Genomic DNA, 14,345 nt, shown 5'->3' with positions numbered 1-14,345 from the left:
GGAGAGCTGTGGTTCAGGCGTCGGCGCGCTGGCCCGTGACCAGGGCGGCGGCCGGCGCGAAGGTGACGTCGTCGAACAACGCCGACACCGGGTCGTCCGGGTGGTTGTCGTCGCGGTTGACGAGGGTGAGCGTGTAGCTGACGCCGGACTTGAGTGGCGCGGTGACCTGCTGCCAGCCCTGACCACTCGTGCAGGTCTTGGCCAGTGGAGTCGTTGAGGCACCGGAGGAGTTGTCGGTCAGCACGACCTTCGCCCACGCGTAGCGCACGCTGTCCGGGCAGGACTGCGAGTACCAGACCGAGAGCGTGCCCGCGGCCGGTGCGGTGAAGGTCTGCCGGACGGTGGACTCGCCGTTGGTGGCGGTCGCGGCACCGAGGCGCACGGCGTTCGTGCCGGTGCGGGCGCCCGCGTTCACGACGGTGGCGGTGCCGCTACCGGTCCAGCCGGTCAAGGAGCCGGACTCGAAGCCGCCGTTCGTGACGCCCCCGCCACCACCGCCGCCCACGGTCAGTTCGACCGCGGCCGACTTCGTCGCGCTGGTACCGGTTCCGGTCACGGTGACCGTCGCGGTGCCGGAGGTCGCCGAGGACGAGGCCGCCAGCGTGAGAGTGGCGCTCTCCCCCGCCTTCACCGACGCCGGCGAGAACGTCGCGGTGACACCGGCGGGCGCACCGGACGCGCTGAGAGCGATCGTCTGCGCGGCACCGGTCGCCGTGGTGCCGACCTTGACCGACGCCGACTGGCCCGGCTGGACGGTCACGGCCCTGGGTTCGACCCCGATCGAGAAGTCGTCACCGGGTTGGTCGCCCAGCTGCTGACGGATCAGCGGCTCGTAGTTGGTGATCTTCGCGCCGACCTGCGGTCCCGCGCACTGCGCGTCGCCGGACTCGATCAGCCCGACCTGCTTCCACACGCCGTTCTGCTGGACCACCAGCGGGCTTCCGCTGTCGCCGGAGCACACGCCGGTGGTGTCGTTCTTCACCGGCCCGAAGCAGAGGTGTTTGTCCGGTGTGAACGTCCAGCCGATGTTCTTGCAGCCACCGGTGGCGTCCGGGTCGATCACCGGGAGGGTGGCCTTCTTCATGACCGGGTCGTAGTCGGCCGTCGTGGTGCCGGGGCCGGTCTTGCCGTGCGTGGCGAGCAACGACTGGGTGCCGACGGCGTTGAGCGCGGGGTCGGTGGCCAGCTGCAGCAACGACGCGGGCGTGCCCACGTTGCGGTCCAGCGTCAGCACCGCCACGTCGTCACCGGCCAGCGAGCCCCACTGGTAGTCGGGGTGCTTCCAGAACGACGTGATCTTGGCGACCACTCCGTCGGTGCCCGTGAGGTCGGTGCGGCCCCAGATGACGGTCTTGTCCTTGACGTCGCCGTAGGTGGGGTCCATGCAGTGCGCGGCGGTGACGACCTTGTTCGGCCGCACCAGTGCGCCGCCGCACGAGACCTTCTGCGGATGCGCGCTGCCCGGCCTGGTGATCACCACCTGCCACGGGTGCTCGGCGTGCGTGGTGTGTTCGCCGCCTTTCACCGCGTGCGCGGATCCAGGAATTAGGGTCGCGAGCAGGGCCGCGACACCGACGATTAATCGCATTGTTTTCACGACGGACAGATTCGCTTCACCGGACATTCCGGCACAATGCCTAACTCTTCAGTGCGCCGTTCACTTTTCAGTTGTTCATTTCATGACGTCATAGGTGAAGCGGGTCCCGCCGGGGATGCGGGACCCGCTCCTGCCGCTGGTCGTCAGATGGTGACCGACCAGCTGTTCAGCACGCCGACGTCACCGGGGCCGTTGTCCCCGATCCGCAACGTCCACGTGCCGCCCGCGGCCTCCCCTGCCGCCGGGACCACGGTGAACGTCCTGCCACTGGGGAACGGGGTGCACGAGTAGTTGCCTCCCGGCGTCCGCAGCAGCGGGTACCAGCGGCCGCTCGGCGCCACCAGCGTGACGTTCAGGTCTTCCAGGCAGGTGTGCGTGGCGCCCACCTTGACCGTGACCGGGTTCTTGGCGGAGCCGGTGGCGGTGGACCGCACCGGGCTGACCGCCGTCTGGAAGTCACGGATCTGGAAGTCCGTGTCGTTCGTGAACGTCCGGCCACCCGTGTCACCGGGCGACGTGCGGGCGGACACGGCCGGGCTGGGCTTCGACTTGTTGCCCGCCGCGTCGCGCGCCTGGACGGTGAACGAGTACGACGTGTCCGCGGTCAGGCCCGTCACGGTCGCCGTGGTGCTCGTGACGGTCGCGGCGAGCGCACTGCCGTTGTAGACCTCGTAGCTCGCGACGCCCACGTTGTCGACGGACGCGTCCCAGGTCAGCGACACGCTGGACGCCGTGACGCCGGTCGACCTGGGGTTTCCTGGCGTCGTGGGCGGTTCGTCGTCCGCCGTGCCCGGCTGGGTGCGCGCGTTGACGGGCGCGCTGGCGGCGGACGCGTTGCCCGCGGCGTCCTTGGCCTTGATCGTGAAGGTGTAGTCGGTGTCCGGCTTGAGTCCGGTGACGGTCGCCGTGGTGCCCGTGACCGCCGTGGCGAGCGCACTGCCGTTGTAGACCTCGTAACCCGTGACGCCGACGTTGTCCGTGGAGGCATCCCAGGCCAGTGACACGCTGGACGAGGTGGTGCTCACGGCACGAGGGGCCCCTGGAGCGGTGGGCGCGGTAGTGTCGCCTGGACCGCCGGTGACCAGCGTGAGGTTCCACTTCCGCAGTGCCTCGTTGACCGGCTGGAAGATCGACATGTCGTCGTCGGCCGGGTTCTGCACGCACTGCGACGGACCGCCGTCGTGCAGGCCGACGGCCTTGTCGCCGAGCAGCCAGCCACCGCCGGAGTCGCCGCCGAGCGAGCACGCGGTGGTCCAGGTGAGGTCCTCGATGACCAGCCCGCCGCCGTAGTCGACGGACTTGTGCGTGTACTTGACCTCGCCGCACTTCCACTTGGAGGTGTTGCCGGAGTGGCAGACGCGGTCGCCGACCATGGCCTCGGCGGACCCGGTCACGGTGATCGCGGGCTCGCCCCACGTGTTGACCGCGGCGGACAGGTTCCAGCCGGACTCGGTCACCGCGACCACGCCCATGTCACCCTCGCGGGCGTTCACACTGCGGCTGCCACCGACGTTCGAGGTGCCCAGACGGTTCTGCTGCCCGGACTGCCCGTACGCGGCCTGGTTGGCGTCGTTCGTGCAGTGCCCGGCCGTGAGGAAGTGCTTGGCGCCGTTCGCGTCCGTCGCGCCGAACCCGACCGAGCAGTTCGACTCGGACCCCGGCCACCACGGGCTGCCGGTCTGCACCGTCCCGGCCTGCTGCCGTTGCTGGGAGTCCGTCTCGACGACGCCGGCCCCGAGCTTCTTCACGTCCCGCAGGAACTTCTCGGTGGCCTGGGTCTTCCTGGTCGTGTTGACCGTGACGCCGACCTGGTTGTTCTTGACGTCGACGCCCCAGCTGTACACGCCGGGCACGCCGGTGCCGATCAGCTTGCGGACCTCGTCGAGCTGCCGGTCGAGGTCGGCCTGGCTCCGCTGGACCTTGGTCGCCTTGACGCCGCGCGCGTTCGCCTGGGCCACGGCCTCGTCGGTGGTGACCGCCACGGTCAGCGCGCCCGCCTCGGCGTCGAACCAGTGGCCGGCGAGTTGGTCGAGCAGGGACGGCGGCAGGCTCTTGAACCGCTTGTGCGCGTCGTCCTGAGCGGTGAGCTGGGTGCGTGCCTGCTGGGGCGAGATGCCCAGCGCCTTCGCCACCCCGTTGACGGCGGCGGGCGGTGCACCAGGGGTGTCGGGCTGGACGGCTTGCGCCGATCCGCCCTGAATCGCCGCGAGAACACCGATCGCGACGATCGGCCCGCACGCGGCGGCGATGATTCTGCGCATTCGCATGGCTGGAACTCCTTCAAGCAGGGTTCCGGAAAAATATGTCCGGAAACCGGCCTGCGGACAGCCACGACCGCGTTTAACAGTTCAGTTCGGCGTTTTCAGGGATTCACTTTCCCCGCAAATAGGCCGGTGTGGCGACTCGGGAGCCCGCCGAGCCGCCACACCGTTGGTGACGCACGAGAAGAAGGTTCAGGCCGCCGGTGCGGGAACGAGCGCATCGCCGCGTGACGTCATCGGTCCGCCACCTGGCCACGCGGGCGACGTCGGAGTTCGCCGTTCCCGCTTGCCCTGTACCGCCGGCCTGAGTACCTCCTGTACCTGGTTAGGGCCTCGCACGTCCTCCGCCCGAACGCACCATCTCCGGCCTCGACCGCGAATGCCTCCGCCGCTGCAATGGCGGGGACATCGACGACGAGACTGACGGGGGAACCGATGATGCGAGGGCGGCGACCGGTTCGGGAACCGGGATCAGGGAGGTCGGGAGAGCTTCCTCGGCGGCAGCAGCGGCAGCGGGTTCTTCCTCCGGCTGCGTCCACACGGGGGTGTTCGTCTCGACCTCGTTCTGCCGGAACAGTTCCGGAGTCTCAGTGATGATCTTGCCCGGCGACTCCAGGCCCACGATGCCGACGAGCTTGCCGTTGGCGATGAAACCCGTGAGGCCGTTCACGTCGGTGGTGTCGGTGCCCAGGACGGGCAGGCCCGCGCCCTGCACCCGCATGCCGTACTGCTCGGTCCAGAAACGCGGGACCGGCGTGTACGTCTTGGCGTGGCTGCGGCCCACCAACAGGTTCTCGGCCGCGGCTCTGCCTCCCTCGACGGCGTTGAGCCAGTGCTCGACGCGCCGCACGGCACCGTTGAAGCGCATGTTGGGCCAGCGGGCCACGTCACCGCAGGCGACCAGGTTCTCGGCGCCGACCACGTGGTTCGTCGAGTCGCACAGCACGCCGTCGGAGATGTCGAGGCCGGAGCCGCGCAACCAGTCGACGGCCGGGGAGGCGCCGACGGCCAGCACGACGCACGAGGCGAAGAAGACCTGGCCGTCGCTCAGGTGAATGCCGATGCCGCCGGGCTGACGCACCCAGTGCTTGATGCCGACACCGGTGGCGAGGCGGACGCCGTGCTCGACGTGCGCCTCAGTGATCTTCTTGCCGATGTCGTCACCGACGACGCCGCCCAGCAACGCGGGCGAGCGCACGATCAGGGCCACGTCGCGGCCCATGTGACGAATCGAACAGGCGAGCTCGCAGCCGATGAACCCGCCGCCGATGACGGCGACGAGACCCTGCGACTGACGGATGTTCTTGCGGATCGCGATCGCGTCGTCCAGCGTCCGCAGCACGTGCACCCGCGGGTCGTGGCGTGGAGCCCCGCCCATCGCCCTGGCGTCGACGCCGGTGGCGATGATCATGCCGTCGTACTTGATCTCCTCGCCGCCGGGCACCCAGACGGACTGCGACTTGGGGTCCAGGTGCAGGGCCGGGGAGTTCATGCGCCACTCGGCGTCGAGGTCACCCGAGAACGACAGCAACGAGTCGTCCGGGGTCCACTCTCCGGTGATCATCTGCTTCGACAGGCAAGGGCGGTGGTACGGGAGGTGCCGCTCGGCGGACAGGATCGTGATCTGTCCGTCGAAACCCATCTCCCGCAGCCGTTCCGCGGAACGAACTCCTCCGAGTCCGCCGCCGACGACCACGATCCGTTCGCTCACTTCACTCGCTCCCTGATCTCGATCGCGCGCATCGGGCACGCACGTTGTGCCGCCCTGGCCTGAGCGAAGTGCTCCTCTGGCGGCCGGCGGTTGTAGGTCAGGCGGTTGTCCTCGATCAGCTGGAAGACGTCCGGTGCCTCCGCCTGGCAGGTGCCGTAGCGGTGGCATTTCTCGTTGTTGACGCTCACGTCCATCGCGTCGCCCTCGCCGACGCCGGGTTCCTTGCCGCGCTCGGAGTCGAGCATGCCGATGCGCATCAGCACGTCGGGCGGCAGGAACCGGGCCAGGGCCAGGGTCGCGGTCGGGACGAGAACGGTGAGGCCGGCCAGCCAGAGAACGGACAGGTTGCCGTTCGCGATGGCGCCGAACCAGGAGTGCACCACGGTGATCGTCACCGCGATGTACGCCGTTTGATGGAACCTCAACCACTTGCGGTAGAAGACTTTGTGCCTCATCGAGGCGAGCACGGCGATCGCGAGCATGACCTCCAGGCCGAGGATGCCCAGCGCGTGCCGGAACAGGCCGCCGTCGACGAACGGCAGGATCAGCTTGATGATGCCGAGGGGGGCACCCTGCAGCAGTGAGAAGGCGAACGCGTGGATGCAGCCGAACGCGATCGCCAGTGACGCGAGCACCATGTGCCCGTTCTTCAACCCTTCACGCCCGGTGAGCTTCTCGGCCCATCCGGTCGCGATCAGCACGCCCCAGGACAAGGTTGCGCACATCATGACGTAAGCCAGCCTGGCGGAGATCTGCGCCATCTTCTTGACGCCCGAGTCGAACTCGGCTTGGGCCACCAGGAGCGGAATCTGGCTCGACAACAACTCTTCCTCCGGAAAGAACTTCTCGCGGGAACCCGCCCGGTCCTGGGTGCAGGAGTGGACACTTCAGGGCCGGGCGGGTGGGAACAGGTCCGCGTTGGAGTGCCTCTGACGTTGGGACACCACCTCCGTTTCCCGTCGTGCAACGGGGTCTTGCAGAATCACCGCACCGGTCGTCGCGGGCGGAGTACTCGGAGCAGGAGCACGGTGAGGACGGCTCCCGCGGCGGTGACCGTGAGGATCACCCACATGTTCGGCCCCTCGTCGGAGGCCAGCGTCGCGTTGATGATGTTGCCTGCGGGCTGCGGTTCGGCGAACGCCGCGTCACCCGCGATGCCCGAGCTCTCCAGCAGCGTCATGTGCTTCATGACCACGTCGATGCCTGCCTGCGCGAACCCGCGGATCACGTCGTTGCGCGTTCCTGAGCGGACCTTCGCGATGAAGGGGAAGATCTGGCCGTGCGCGGCGCGCAACCGGGCGATGAACGCCTGGTCGAACGCGTCACCTTCGAGCGCGTTGATCTCTTCCATCCACGACTGCTGCGTCGGGTTCGGCACGTCGGGCGTGGTCAGCCCGAATCCGGCGGCCGTCTTCTTCGTCAGCGCGTCCAGCATCATGTGGTCGAGCATGATCATCTTGCCGATCTGCTTGACCCTGGCGTTCGACGCCTTGGTGGCCGTGAGCTCGCCCATGGGCATCTCCCACAGGCCTGCGAGGCGCACCCTGTTGAGCAGTTCGCGGTCGTTCGCGGTCAAAGGTCCGCTCGGGGTGTCCATCACTCCCCCGGTGTCCGCGGGCTGCGCTGCAGCCGTGGCGGAGAGGCCGGAGAAGAGGAACAACATCGCAAAGACGGTGGCGAGGGCTCTGGTCATCGTCTTGTTGTCCTCGTTGTCCAAAGGAAGTCGATAGGGGGTGGATGAAGCTGCGGCTGAGCAGTGGGCTCAGTAGCCGGGCGCGGCGGGCGGAGGCGCAGATGACGTCTGGCCGGTGCCCGAGGGGGACGTGCTCGGCGTGCTGCTGCTCTTGTTGCTGTTGTTCTGCGCTTTTCCGCCGGTGATCTTGGCGCCGTTGGGGGCGGTGACGAACCACACTCCGCCCTTTCCCTGCCCCTTCATGTCACCGGCGACCTTGTCCTCGGCGAACGTGTACTGAGGCCAGCCCTGGATGGTGAGCTGCTTGGTGCCATCCGGCCTGGTCAGAACACCCATGGAGATCGGATCGATCCCGGTCGCCATCGGCGTCTTGTCCGCCAGCACCGGCTTCCACGCCTTCGCACACTCGCCCTCGCAGTTGGACTTGGACGGTTTCGGAACGTCCTTGTCGTAGCGGTAGAGCGGGAGCCCGTCGGCGTCGGTGACGAACCACCCCATCTGCTCGGTGTTCGAGATGAAGTACATGTTCGCGCCGCTCAGATCAGCGGGTTTCGCCTGCAAGCCGCCCGTCGCGACCCCTCCGGGAGGGGTCTGGGTGCTACCGCACGCCGTGAGGCTGAGAGCCAGTGCCGCAAGAGCGGTGATGGCCTGTTCACGTCGCATCGGCTGGGGTCCTTTCTCGGCGGGGTACCGAGGAGTACGGACACGATCCGGCAACGGTTCACGAACTTCGTGAGGAATATTTGCCTCTCGACTTGAGACGGTTGATGGGGCAAGGATGTCCACCGTGGCGCGGCATAGACGTCAACGCGAGTTAGACGAACAATCACCAAGACCGGGGTCTCTCGAGGAAGAGTTGATCCGTCGGCTGTACGAGGAATTCGGGAGCGCCCTGCTGGGACACTGCATGAGGCTTACGGGCCATGATCGTCAATGGGCCGAGGACATCGTGCAGGAGACCCTGGTCAGGGCATGGCGCAACGCCGAAAAACTCGAGCGTGACCCCGTGCTCTTGCGGTCGTGGTTGTTCACGGTGGCAAGGCGGTTGGTCATTGACGACAGGCGTAAGAGAAGCGTCCGTCCGCAGGAGTTCGAACTGACCCCTTCGGACGAGTCGCCTTCGGGCAGCGAAGAGGATCGCACCCTCGCGGCGATCGTCGTGGCCGAGGCGATGAACGGTCTCTCCGAGGAACACAGGGAGGCTATTCTCGAGACATATCTGCGGGACCGCACTGTCGGTGAGGCCGCGGCTGCACTGGGTGTGCCGCCGGGAACGGTCAAGTCGAGGGTGTACTACGCGCTCCGTGCGTTGCGGCGTGCGTTGCACGATCGGGGAGAGACGCGGTGACAACGGCACCAGATCACCTCGACGTCGCCGCCTACGTGCTCGGCATCCTCGATGCCGATGAGGTGGAGGCGTTCGAGAACCACCTGACCGAGTGTCGGCGGTGTGCTCTTGACCTGCGCGACTTCGCGGTGGTGCCCGACCTCATCGACGAGGCCGACGCGGGCGGGATGCTGCGCGGGACAGCTCCGGAACGCCCCGACGGCAAGTCGGTGCGAGTCATGCTCGACGCCGTCTCGGCGCGCAGGAAGCGCCGCCGGTGGTTCGTCGCCCAGGGTGTCGCGGCCGCCGCCGCCGGCATCGTGGCGGTGACCGCCGTGGTGACGACGCTCGTAGTACGCGGAGGGGACGAAGGTTCGAACCAGGCGGCCCCCAACAACACCACGACCACGTCGCAGACTCCGGTGGCGAACAACTCCACGGACTCTTCGATGAAGGTCCAGCAGCAGGATCCGAACAGCGGCGTCTTCACGAAGATCAACGCTTCCGACGAGCCGTGGGGAACCTCGATGGACATCGAGGTCAGCGGCATGACCGGCCCCAGCAGGGGTTCGCTCGTCGCGGTCGGACGCGCGGGTCGCGTCGCCCAGGTGACGTCCTGGTACGCCCCGGAACCGGTGGCGGGCGACAAGAAGACCATCCGGCTGCAGGCGAACGTGGCCATGCGCTGGCACGAGATCGCGACGTTCCGGATCGTCGACGAGAACGGCAAGACCCTGCTCGAAGTCGTGGCTTCCTGACGTTTCGCGACACCAGAGGGCTGCCCCTGCGGGATCCGTGAGATCCTGTGGGGGCAGTTGTCGTTTTCGGGGAGGCTATCTACGTGGCAATTGGCCCGTCAGCGGTCGAACGCTGGCTCGATCTGTCCACAGAGGAACTGCGTGCACAGATCACGAAGCTCGTAGCCGCCCGGCTACCGGATGATCACCCTGTGTGGCATGCGATCCGGCGTCATCAGGCACTCGTGCCCCGCATTCGCGGTGTCCTGTCCGGACTCGCGGCGACGGCGGCCGGCGGCAAGGACGAGGCCATGCAGAAGGTCTGGATCTCCAAGGCGCGCGCCGCTCTGGACCAGCCCTACGTGGCGCCCGTGAAGGCCGCCCGCAAGCCGGTGGTTAAAGAAGAGCCGGTTGAGGAACCCGAAGCGGTGATCGACCTGCGCGAGCCGGAACCACAGCAGCTCAAGCAGCCGCACAAGGCCATTCCGACGATGCTCTTCCAGGAACCGAGCTAGGGAGCAAGATGGTCGTCTTCGGATCGTTCATCTCGCTGTCCGGTCTGCTGATCCTCTTGTTCCGCAACGCCCCGCTGGGCGGCCTGAGTCCTGCGGTGGTCGGCTGGGTGCTGATCCCGCTCGGACTGGTGTTCGCGGTGCTGGGCGTGCTGCGCAACCGCCGCAAACGCGCGCAGAACGGCCCCGGCCCGGTCGGGAACCCGATCCAGCGCGCGAAGGCGTTGCCTCGGCTGTGGAAGACCTGGCGCAGCGGCAAGTACCCGGAACTGCCCCGCAGCCAGGTGCTGCTGTGGGTGGTGAGTCTGGTCTACCTCGTGTCGCCGATCGACGTCCTGCCGGAGTTCCTTCCGGTGATCGGCGTGACCGACGACGCGGGTGTCCTCGTGTGGCTGCTCAGCAGTCTTTCGATGGCCTCAGGCTCGTACCTGCGCTGGGAGAAGGATCATCGCGACACGGCTCGCGGGATCGAGGCCCCGTGAGGCCTCCTCGCGCATGATCCCGGCCAGACCGGGCGAGACGTCCGCGACGGCCTGAAAACCGAGGCGCTCGTAGTACGGCGCGTTCCACGGCACGTCGCGGAACGTCGTGAGCGTCACAGCGCGCCCGGAGCGGGTGACGTGCTCGATCAGCGCCGCGCCGATCCCCTGGCGGGCGTGCGTCGGATGCACGCTGACCTGGTGGACGTGCGTTGCGCCGTCGACGTCGCCGACCGCGATGAACGCCACAGGCACGCCTTCCGCGCCGATGGCGACCCAGACCTCGTGCTCGGCGAGGTCCTCCAGGGACATCGGGTCGTCGTCGGCGATCTCGGGCATCCCGATGTCGCGGAACGGCTCTCCGGACGCGTTTTCGATCTGCTGGAGGTATGGCAGTTCGGCTGGTTGGACGAGACGGATCAACACGCCGCACATCCTGGTAGGTCGGACGCGGACCCCGCAGCCCAATAACGTTAAAGTCCGACTCGATGCGAACGAAGACAGTGCGCGTCCTCCTGGTAGAGGACGACGATGGCGACGCCTTGCTCGTCGAGGCGCTGCTCGAAGAGGCGAACGCGCCGTTCGTGCTGGCGCGCGCCCGCACGCTGGCGGAATCCGAACAGCTGCTCGGCGACGCCGAGTGCGTGCTGCTCGACCTGGGCCTGCCCGACGCGACCGGGCTGAACGCGCTGCACCGGCTGCTGAGCAGGCCGAACGCGCCCGCGATCCTGGTGCTGACCGGGCGCGACGACGAACGCGAGGGCATCACCGCGGTCGCGGCCGGCGCGGAGGACTACCTGGTCAAGGGCCAGGTCGACGGCGAACTGCTGCTGCGCGGGGTCCGGTACGCGGTCGAACGCCGTCGTTCCGAGGACGCCCAGCGTCAGCTGCGGGAAGCGAAGCTGCTGGCCGCCGAACGGGCCCGGCTCGAACGCGGCCTGCTCCCTCCCCCGCTGCTGCAGAACTCGGACGTCGACCTGGAGGTCCGCTACCAGCCCGGTGGCCAGCGGATGCTGCTCGGCGGCGACTTCTACGACGCGGTCGGCATGCCGGACGGCACCGTGCACGCGATCATCGGCGACGTCTGCGGCCACGGCCCGGACGAGGCCGCGCTGGGCGTCTGCCTGCGGATCGCGTGGCGTGCGCTGGTCCTTTCCGGCGCACCGCCCGAGAAGGTGCTGCAGACGCTGGACCAGGTGCTGGTCGCGGAACGGCACGGTGAGGGCATCTTCACCACGGCCTGCATGGTCACGGTGGCACCGGACCGGCGGTCGGCGCGCTACTTCCTCGCCGGGCACCCCGAGCCGTTGCTGATGGTGGGCGACCGGATCGTGGACCTGCCGCAGTCGAAGATCGGCGTGCCGCTCGGCGTGCTGCCCGACTACGCGTGGACCGGCGTGGACGTGCCGCTGCCGTCCGGCTGGTCGATCGCCTGCTACACGGATGGATTGATCGAGGGCCGGGTACCTGACGACATCGACCGGCTCGGCGTGGAACGCCTGTGCGACATCCTGCACCGGCACCTGCGGAACGGCCCGAACTGGATGGACTCCGTCATCGCGGAGGTGACGGAGCTCAACGGAGGCGCGCTCGATGACGACGTGGCCATTCTGCTGCTGAAGGACGGTAAGTGAATCTCCCGCAGAGGATGCCGGCGAGCCGCCTGCTCGGCGTGATCGCGGCGGTCCTGCTCGCCATGACCGCGGTCGCGATCTCGTCCACGGTGGTCGCGCTGGACGCGCTCGGCGACACGCGGTCGCAGTCGGTCGACAGGATCGAGCCCGCCGCACGCCGCATCCAGAACCTGAACCGCTCGCTGCTCGACCAGGAAACCGGCGTGCGCGGTTTCGCCCTCACCGGCCAGGACGACTTCCTCAAGCCGTACCTGGACGGTCAGGCGGCCCAGACGGAGGCCGCCAGGAACGTGCGCGACCTCGTCGGTGACGTCAACGGCAGGGTCAGCCGCATCGAGGAACTCGCGCGGCAGTGGCGCTCCGAGTACGCGGACCCGACCATCGCCGCGATCAAGGTGACCGGCCCCGCCGCCGGGGTCGCGGGCGACATCGAGCGCGGCAAGGTGGTGTTCGACCAGCTCCGTTCCGAGACGGCGGCGCTGCAGAGCGACATCGCCGGGCTCGCCAGGCAGGCCCGTGCGGATCTCGACAGCGCGGCGAAGGTGGTGCTGTGGCTGGTGATCGGCATGGGTGTGCTGCTGGTCGCGGTGATCGGCGGGCTGACGCTGCTGCTGCACCGCCTGCTGATCGCGCCGCTCGCGAACCTCGCCGACCACACCCGGCAGGTGGCCTCCGGCGACTTCGACCACGAGATCGACACGGACGGTCCACGCGAGACGGTCATGCTCGGCGAGGACGTGAACCAGATGCGCCGCCGGATCGTGCAGGAGCTCGCGACGCTCGCGGAGGCGAAGTCCGAGCTGCAGCGGTCGAACTCGGAGCTGGAGCAGTTCGCCTACGTCGCCTCGCACGACCTGCAGGAGCCGCTGCGCAAGGTGGCGTCGTTCTGCCAGCTACTGCAACGCCGCTACGGCGGCCAGCTCGACGAACGCGCCGACCAGTACATCGACTTCGCCGTCGACGGCGCGAAGCGCATGCAGGTGCTGATCAACGACCTGCTGGCGTTCTCCCGCGTCGGCCGGATGTCGCGCGAGCAGACGGTGATCGACCTCAACGACCTGGTGCGCCACGTCGTGGACAGCTTCTCCGACCGCGTCGAGGAGACCGGGGCCCGTCTCGAGATCGCGGAGCTCCCCTCCGTGCGAGGTGAGGCGTCTCTGCTCAGCGCGGTGTTCCAGAACCTGATAAGCAATGCGTTGAAGTTCAGGGGAACCGAGGCGCCGGTGATCACCGTCGGCGCCCAGCGCCACGGCGAGATGTGGAAGTTCACGGTGCGGGACAACGGCATCGGGATCGAGCCGGAGTACGCTGACCGGATCTTCGTCATCTTCCAGCGCCTGCACCCGAAGGACGCCTATCCGGGCACGGGCATCGGACTGGCGATGTGTCGCAAGATCGTCGAGTTCCACGGCGGCACGATCCGGCTGAAGACCGATGTGGACTCCGGCACCTGCTTCGAGTTCACCCTGCCCGTAGTCGCGGAAGTCGCCGCCGAGCTTGAGGAAGTACATGTCTGACTCACCACTGACCGTGATCGACGTCCTGCTCGTCGAGGACGACCCCGGCGACGCCCTGATGACGCAGGAGGCGTTCGAGCACCACAAGATCCGCAACTCGCTGCACATCGTCAAGGACGGTGTGGAGGCGCTGGAGTTCCTGCGGCGCGAGGGCCAGTACGAGAACGCGCCGCGGCCGGGCCTGATCCTGCTGGACCTCAACCTGCCCCGCAAGGACGGCCGTGAGGTTCTGAGCGAGGTCAAGAACGACGCCGAACTGCGCTCGATCCCCGTCGTCGTGCTAACGACCTCGGAGGCCGAGGAGGACATCCTGCGCAGCTACAGCCTCTACGCCAACGCCTACGTCACGAAGCCGGTGGACTTCGACAGGTTCATCGAGGTCGTCCGCCAGATCGACGACTTCTTCGTCACCGTGGTCAAGCTGCCCCGCTGATCACGGCGGCGCTGAAGTCGAGGCAGGATCGGCAGATCTGCGCCTCGGCCCCCTCGTGGACCGGTTTGGTCTCGCTGCAGAACGAGCAGTGGCCGACCTCGGCGACCTGAGCCGCGGTGACGCACTTGTCGCAGATCAGCGCGACCGGCCCGGCCATCAGCTTGTCGACCTCGTCGCCGACACGTCCGCAGAACCAGCAGCGCTCGGTGCGCCTGGACTGCTCCACGATCTGGTGCACGCGCTGATGACTCATCTTCAGCGCCTCGGCGATCTCTCGCATCGATCCCCCGGCGCGGTGCAGCCGCAGCACGGAGTGGTGGTAGACGGCCTTGGCGATGTCGGCCTGATCCTGAGCAGCGGCGGAGGCGGTACCCGCCTTCCGCGCCGCCCTCAGCAGTTCTTCGTCCAGAGTCATGGCGTCTACGTTAGCTAGACGCGTCTACC

The 14,345-nt window shown here is 67.9% G+C and carries 15 protein-coding genes; 7 read left to right on the top strand and 8 right to left on the bottom strand.

Annotated elements, in window-relative coordinates; genetic code table 11:
• Positions 1 to 13: 13 nt before the first annotated feature.
• The 6 genes from OG205_RS00675 to OG205_RS00650 all read right to left on the bottom strand — a co-directional run bounded on the left by OG205_RS00675 (position 14) and on the right by OG205_RS00650 (position 7,925).
• Complete coding sequence (locus OG205_RS00675) at positions 14 to 1,588, bottom strand: S1 family peptidase (RefSeq protein WP_330274241.1); 1,575 nt, start codon at positions 1,586 to 1,588, stop codon at positions 14 to 16.
• Between the two features lie 152 nt (positions 1,589 to 1,740).
• Positions 1,741 to 3,864 (bottom strand): fibronectin type III domain-containing protein, encoded by a 2,124-nt coding sequence (locus OG205_RS00670; RefSeq protein WP_330274240.1) that lies wholly within the window; start codon positions 3,862 to 3,864, stop codon positions 1,741 to 1,743.
• A gap of 319 nt (positions 3,865 to 4,183) precedes the next feature.
• Positions 4,184 to 5,569, bottom strand: a complete 1,386-nt coding sequence (locus OG205_RS00665) for an NAD(P)/FAD-dependent oxidoreductase (protein ID WP_330274239.1) — start codon at positions 5,567 to 5,569, stop codon at positions 4,184 to 4,186.
• Positions 5,566 to 6,390 carry a ferredoxin gene (locus OG205_RS00660; protein ID WP_330274238.1) on the bottom strand — a complete coding sequence of 275 codons (825 nt, stop codon included), beginning with the start codon at positions 6,388 to 6,390 and terminating at the stop codon, positions 5,566 to 5,568. The genes OG205_RS00665 and OG205_RS00660 overlap by 4 nt, the downstream gene beginning before the upstream one ends.
• Before the next feature lie 161 nt (positions 6,391 to 6,551).
• Positions 6,552 to 7,262: a DUF4142 domain-containing protein gene (locus tag OG205_RS00655; protein ID WP_330274237.1), complete on the bottom strand. Its 711-nt coding sequence runs from the start codon at positions 7,260 to 7,262 to the stop codon at positions 6,552 to 6,554.
• A gap of 69 nt (positions 7,263 to 7,331) precedes the next feature.
• Positions 7,332 to 7,925: a COG4315 family predicted lipoprotein gene (locus tag OG205_RS00650; protein WP_330274236.1), complete on the bottom strand. Its 594-nt coding sequence runs from the start codon at positions 7,923 to 7,925 to the stop codon at positions 7,332 to 7,334.
• A gap of 115 nt (positions 7,926 to 8,040) precedes the next feature.
• Here OG205_RS00650 and OG205_RS00645 point away from each other — a divergent pair, with 115 nt between their 5' ends.
• The 4 genes from OG205_RS00645 to OG205_RS00630 all read left to right on the top strand — a co-directional run bounded on the left by OG205_RS00645 (position 8,041) and on the right by OG205_RS00630 (position 10,320).
• Positions 8,041 to 8,610 (top strand): sigma-70 family RNA polymerase sigma factor, encoded by a 570-nt coding sequence (locus OG205_RS00645; protein ID WP_090065093.1) that lies wholly within the window; start codon positions 8,041 to 8,043, stop codon positions 8,608 to 8,610.
• Positions 8,607 to 9,347 carry an anti-sigma factor family protein gene (locus OG205_RS00640; protein WP_319981315.1) on the top strand — a complete coding sequence of 247 codons (741 nt, stop codon included), beginning with the start codon at positions 8,607 to 8,609 and terminating at the stop codon, positions 9,345 to 9,347. Before OG205_RS00645 ends, OG205_RS00640 begins: the two co-directional genes overlap by 4 nt.
• A gap of 224 nt (positions 9,348 to 9,571) precedes the next feature.
• Positions 9,572 to 9,841, top strand: coding sequence for a hypothetical protein (locus tag OG205_RS00635; RefSeq protein ID WP_330274235.1), 270 nt, complete (start codon positions 9,572 to 9,574; stop codon positions 9,839 to 9,841).
• A gap of 8 nt (positions 9,842 to 9,849) precedes the next feature.
• Positions 9,850 to 10,320 (top strand): YkvA family protein, encoded by a 471-nt coding sequence (locus OG205_RS00630; protein WP_330274234.1) that lies wholly within the window; start codon positions 9,850 to 9,852, stop codon positions 10,318 to 10,320.
• Here the strand turns inward: OG205_RS00630 and OG205_RS00625 are convergent.
• Positions 10,255 to 10,740, bottom strand: a complete 486-nt coding sequence (locus OG205_RS00625) for a GNAT family N-acetyltransferase (protein ID WP_330278074.1) — start codon at positions 10,738 to 10,740, stop codon at positions 10,255 to 10,257. The genes OG205_RS00630 and OG205_RS00625 overlap by 66 nt on opposite strands.
• A 65-nt stretch (positions 10,741 to 10,805) precedes the next feature.
• Between OG205_RS00625 and OG205_RS00620 the strand changes: the two genes are divergently transcribed.
• The 3 genes from OG205_RS00620 to OG205_RS00610 are packed head-to-tail and all read left to right on the top strand — an operon-like array spanning position 10,806 to position 13,901.
• A complete protein-coding gene (locus tag OG205_RS00620; RefSeq protein ID WP_330274233.1) occupies positions 10,806 to 11,951 on the top strand; it encodes a PP2C family protein-serine/threonine phosphatase in 1,146 nt (381 codons plus the stop codon).
• Positions 11,948 to 13,468: a sensor histidine kinase gene (locus tag OG205_RS00615; protein ID WP_330274232.1), complete on the top strand. Its 1,521-nt coding sequence runs from the start codon at positions 11,948 to 11,950 to the stop codon at positions 13,466 to 13,468. Before OG205_RS00620 ends, OG205_RS00615 begins: the two co-directional genes overlap by 4 nt.
• The gene (locus OG205_RS00610; RefSeq protein WP_330274231.1) at positions 13,461 to 13,901 is read left to right on the top strand and encodes a response regulator; all 441 of its coding nucleotides are present in this window, start codon (positions 13,461 to 13,463) and stop codon (positions 13,899 to 13,901) included. The genes OG205_RS00615 and OG205_RS00610 overlap by 8 nt, the downstream gene beginning before the upstream one ends.
• Here the strand turns inward: OG205_RS00610 and OG205_RS00605 are convergent.
• Positions 13,885 to 14,316, bottom strand: coding sequence for a ClpX C4-type zinc finger protein (locus OG205_RS00605; protein WP_330274230.1), 432 nt, complete (start codon positions 14,314 to 14,316; stop codon positions 13,885 to 13,887). The two genes, OG205_RS00610 and OG205_RS00605, sit on opposite strands and share 17 nt — an antisense overlap.
• Between the last annotated feature and the right edge of the window lie 29 nt (positions 14,317 to 14,345).

It is taken from the genome of Lentzea sp. NBC_00516 (assembly GCF_036346835.1).
Taxonomy (GTDB): Bacteria; Actinomycetota; Actinomycetes; order Mycobacteriales; family Pseudonocardiaceae; genus Lentzea; species Lentzea sokolovensis.
Note: the sequence above shows the minus strand (reverse complement) of the source record. Positions and strands in the feature narration are given on the sequence as shown.